The sequence below is a fragment of the Kocuria sp. NPDC057446 genome, assembly GCF_042802875.1.
Taxonomy (GTDB): domain Bacteria; phylum Actinomycetota; class Actinomycetes; order Actinomycetales; family Micrococcaceae; genus Kocuria.
In genome coordinates this window covers 1-4,436 of record NZ_JBHVDI010000223.1, presented here as the reverse complement: position 1 = coordinate 4,436, position 4,436 = coordinate 1, and the positions used below count along the sequence as shown (strand labels likewise).

The window sequence follows — 4,436 nt, the reverse complement described above, 5'->3', positions numbered from 1 at the left end:
GTCCCCTGCACCGCGGGGGGCGGGCCGCGGCCGTCGGTGCGGGCGGCGGCTCAGCGGCCCCCGGTCAGGGACGCCATGGGCACCACGGTGATCGCCACCTGCTCGCCGTCGGGGTGCACCCGGCCGCCGCGCTGGTCCGCGTGCACGATCGCCCCGATCGCCGCCGAGAACAGCAGCACCTGGTTGAACAGGTAGAACCACAGGAGCACGCCGACCACGAGGGCCACCGACAGCAGGTACGGGTTGGTGGTGGCCCCGGCGATCACCGTGCCGCCGATGTAGCGCAGCGCGAAGTTGCCGGCCGCCGCGGCGAGGACCGTCACGGCCAGGGCGCGGCGGGTGATCCGCAGCCCGGCCACGCCCCGCACGAGCTCGAGGGCGAACAGCGCGTCGAGCACCACGACGAGCAGGGTGCTCAGCGCCCAGGTGAGCCCGGTGCGCAGCCACTCCGGTCCGCTGCCCCAGCCGAGCTCCCCGGCGGCGTCCAGCAGGAAGCCCAGGAAGCCGGAGGCCGCGCCGTTGGCCACCACCGAGAGGCCGAGCAGCACGCCCAGCACGAGCAGGCCCAGCAGGTCGCGCGGCACGGCCGCGACGGGCAGGCCCTTCGCCGGGGGCACCTCGAAGAGCCGGCGGAACGCGAGCCGCACCCCGGAGACCCACCGCCAGCCGGAGAAGAACAGCACCGCGCCGCCGATCACCGTGGCGAGCGTGAAGGGCCGGCTGTCCTCGAGCAGCTCGAGGGGGACCACGCCCCCGTCCCCGGTGTCGAGCAGCCCCGGCACGCGCTCGGTCACGGCCTCCACCACGGCGTCCCGCACCAGGGGGTCGTTGCCGAGGAACACGCCGATCACGGAGAAGCCCATCACCAGCAGGGCGGTGGACGCGAAGATCAGCACGAAGGACAGCCCCGCGGCCATCAGGGGGCCGCCGTGGAAGAGGTAGTGCAGGACCACCCGGACCGGCATCCGCCCGTACGTCGCGGCCAGGCCCGCCCCGAGGGCCGCGCCGGCCGTGCCGAGGACGCCGGCGCCGGCGGCGCGCCGCTCGCGCAGCACGGCGCGCTGGCGCAGGGCCTCCTGCCGCATGCCGTGCCGGTCGACCGCGCGGGGCGGGAGCTCCGGGGCGGGACCGGGGCGGGGACCCGTGCGGGTGCTCATGGCCGGGGCGGCCTCAGCGCCGGTCGCGGTCGCGCCCCGTGAAGGGGAACTCCTCGCGGATCCGCCAGACGCCGCGGCCGTCGAGCTCGTAGAGGCCGATCCGGTCCACCAGGAACCCGGCGCGGTAGGTCCGCAGCATCTCCTGGGCGCGGTCGAGGTCCTCCTCCTCCACGGACTGGGCGATCGTGACGTGGGGGTGGAACTCGAAGGGGGACGCCGAGACGAGCTGCTCCTCGTGCAGGGCGTCGTGCAGCGCCCGGCACTGCTCCTCGCCCTCGTCGATCCGCAGGTAGACCACCGGGCTCACGGGGCGGAACGTGCCGGTGCCGTTGATCTCCACCCGGAAGGGCTCCCACTCGCGGGCCACGGAGCCCACCCGCTCGACCACGTCCGCCCAGCGCTCCGCCTGCGGGGCGATCATCAGCGTGATGTGCGCCGGCACGGCGTAGGAGGCGGGATCCCCGAAGGACGCGCGCCAGTCCTGCAGCTCCCGGCCCACGGGCTCGGGCAGCTCGATCACCACGCCCGCGTACACCTGGCCGGGGCGGATGGTCGGGGACTGCTGCGTACGGGTCAACTCAACTCCTCACAGGACGGGACCCAGCCTAGCCCAGCGCCCCGGACCCGCCCAGGCGCGGCAGGAAGCCCATCCGGTCGTAGACCGACTCCAGGGTCCGGACGGTGATCTCCCGCCCCTTCTCGGCGCCCCGGGCGAGGAGGCGGTCCAGTTCCGCGGGGTCGTCGAGCAGCTCCTGGGCCCGCGCCTGGATGGGGTCCAGCGTCTCGGTCACCACGTCCGCCAGCCCCACCTTGAGGTGGCCGTACAGCTTCCCCTCGTACTCCCCCACGACGTCGGCCACGGAGCGGCCCGTGAGCGCCGAGTACACGGTCAGCAGGTTGGCGATGCCCGGCTTGGCCTCGCGGTCGAAGCGGATCTCCGTGCCGTCGTCCGTGACCGCCGACCTGATCTTCTTCGCGTTCTTCTTGGCGGGGTCGAGCAGCCGGACGAGACCGTTCTCCGAGGCGGCGGACTTGGACATCTTGGCGGTGGGGTTCTGCAGGTCGTAGATCTTGGCGGACTCGGCGAGGATCTTCGCGTCCGGCACCACGAAGGTGTCCCCGAAGCGGGCGTTGAACCGCTGGGCGAGGTTGCGGGTCAGCTCGAGGTGCTGGCGCTGGTCCTCGCCCACGGGGACCTGGTGCGCCTGGTAGATCAGGATGTCCGCGGCCATGAGCACCGGATAGGCGAACAGCCCGACCGTGGCGTTGTCGGCGCCCTGCCGGGCGGACTTGTCCTTGAACTGGGTCATCCGGGACGCCTCGCCGAAGCCGGTGATGCAGTTGAGCGCCCAGGCCAGCTGGGCGTGCTCGGGCACGTGGGACTGCACCAGCAGGGTGGAGCGCTCGGGGTCGATGCCCGCGGCGATGTACTGGGCGGCCGTGGTGCGGGTCCGCTGGGCCAGGGCGGCCGGGTCCTGCTCGGCGGTGATGGCGTGCAGGTCGGCGACGAAGAACACGCACTCGTTGTCGTCCTGGAGGTCCACCCAGTTGCGCACGGCCCCCACGTAGTTGCCCAGGTGCAGGGAGTCCGCCGAGGGCTGGACCCCCGAGACGACACGCGGCCTGCCGGTGTCGGTGGGGACGTCGAACGGTACGGGCTCAGGGGTCACGGTGCGGGGTCCTTCGATCGGGCGGGCGCGGGGCGGGAACGGGTCAGAGCTGGTAGTCGACCACCACGGGCGCGTGGTCGGAGAAGCGGGTGTCGTAGCTGGCGGCGCGGTCCACCACGGCGGTCACCGCCCGGGCCGCGAGCCCCGGGGTGGCCATGTGGTAGTCGATGCGCCACCCGGCGTCGGTGTCGAAGGCCTTGCCGCGGTAGGACCACCACGTGTAGGGCCCGGGGACCGGTCCGGCCAGCTCCCGGGCGACGTCCTTGTACCCGTGCTCGCCGAAGAAGCGGTCGAAGTAGGCCCGCTCCTCGGGCAGGAAGCCGGCGTTCTTGACGTTGCCCTTCCAGTTCTTGATGTCGAGCTCGGTGTGGCCCACGTTGAGGTCGCCGACGACGAGCACGTGCTCCCGCGTGCGGGCGAGCTCGGGCAGCCGCTCGGTCATCACGTCGAGGAAGCGGTACTTGTCGTCCTGGCGGGGGGTGCCGACCTCCCCGGAGTGCACGTAGGCGGAGACCACGGTCAGCGTGGTGCCGTCGGCCAGGTCGTGGTCGGTCTCGACCCACCGGCCGGAGGTCTCGAAGTGCTCGTGGCCGATGGAGCCGCGCCGGGCCGTGGGCAGCAGCGCCCCGCCGCGGGCGTCCCGGCGGGTGGCCACGGCCACCCCGGCCCGGCCCTTGTCGGCGGCCTCGGCGTGGTGGACGTCCCACACCTGCTCGTCCAGCAGCTCCCGGACCACCTTGTCCGGGGCCCGGACCTCCTGCAGGCACAGGATGTCGACGTCCCGGCCGGTCAGCCAGTCGGCCATGCCGCGCTTGTAGGCGGCTCGGAGACCGTTGACGTTGACGGTGGCGACGCGCAGGAGGTTCTCGGGGCGGGACATGCGGGGGCACCTGGCTTCCGGGTGGTGGCGAGCGGGGGTTTCGGGGATCGTGCGGGGTCCGTGCCGGACCCGTGCGTGCTGCGGGGCGGGGACGGTCAGTCGACCACGGTGCCGCTGAGGGGCTCCTGGCGCAGCATGCTCATCCCGTTGCCGGCCGTGACGTCGATGGTGTCGAGGGCCCGGTCCAGCGCCTCGCGCTCGGGGCCCGCCACGTCCAGCGCGGAGAGCTCCTGCTTGATCACCTTGGACTGGACCAGGACGATCTGGAAGCTGTGGGAGAGCTTCTCGTCCCGCATGGAGTCCGCGGCGCCCGAGCGGGTGGCGGCGGGGGCCCGGCCGGAGCCGGTGCGCAGCTGCTCCCGGGCCTCGTCGACCTGCCGTCGCCCGAACCGGGCGGCCTTGCGGACCATGAGCACCACCCAGGTGGCCAGCAGCAGCCAGCCGAGGGCGATCCCGGCGAGCGCCCAGCCCAGCCACGAGTTGGCGTTCGCGGCCTGCAGGAGCGCCACCACGAAGATGACCACGAGCACGGCCAGCCCGATCACGGTGCCCCACAGGGCGGTGCGGGAGGAGGGCTCGGCGGCCGGGGAGCTGGACGGGGTCGGGGATCCGAGGGAGCGCATGGTCCCCATTGTCGCAAATCCCGGGCCGGGCCACGAACCGGCGCGGGGGCCCTCCCCGCCCGGTCGCGGGGACGGCCGCGCCCCCGGGAGCGACGACTCCCGGGGG

At 73.6% G+C, this 4,436-nt stretch carries 5 protein-coding genes; all 5 read right to left on the bottom strand.

Translation table 11 applies throughout. The features are described 5' to 3' along the window. Positions 1-50: 50 nt before the first annotated feature. Positions 51-1,157: a YhjD/YihY/BrkB family envelope integrity protein gene (locus tag ACFU0Y_RS17265; protein ID WP_380216046.1), complete on the bottom strand. Its 1,107-nt coding sequence runs from the start codon at positions 1,155-1,157 to the stop codon at positions 51-53. Between the two features lie 13 nt (positions 1,158-1,170). After that, the gene (locus ACFU0Y_RS17260; protein WP_380216044.1) at positions 1,171-1,734 is read right to left on the bottom strand and encodes a 2'-5' RNA ligase family protein; all 564 of its coding nucleotides are present in this window, start codon (positions 1,732-1,734) and stop codon (positions 1,171-1,173) included. Between the two features lie 28 nt (positions 1,735-1,762). After that, positions 1,763-2,827: a tryptophan--tRNA ligase gene (gene trpS / locus ACFU0Y_RS17255; protein ID WP_380216042.1), complete on the bottom strand. Its 1,065-nt coding sequence runs from the start codon at positions 2,825-2,827 to the stop codon at positions 1,763-1,765. A gap of 43 nt (positions 2,828-2,870) precedes the next feature. Continuing rightward, positions 2,871-3,707, bottom strand: a complete 837-nt coding sequence (locus ACFU0Y_RS17250; protein ID WP_380216040.1) for an exodeoxyribonuclease III — start codon at positions 3,705-3,707, stop codon at positions 2,871-2,873. A 95-nt stretch (positions 3,708-3,802) separates the two neighbouring features. Beyond that, complete coding sequence (locus ACFU0Y_RS17245; RefSeq protein WP_380216038.1) at positions 3,803-4,330, bottom strand: hypothetical protein; 528 nt, start codon at positions 4,328-4,330, stop codon at positions 3,803-3,805. Between the last annotated feature and the right edge of the window lie 106 nt (positions 4,331-4,436).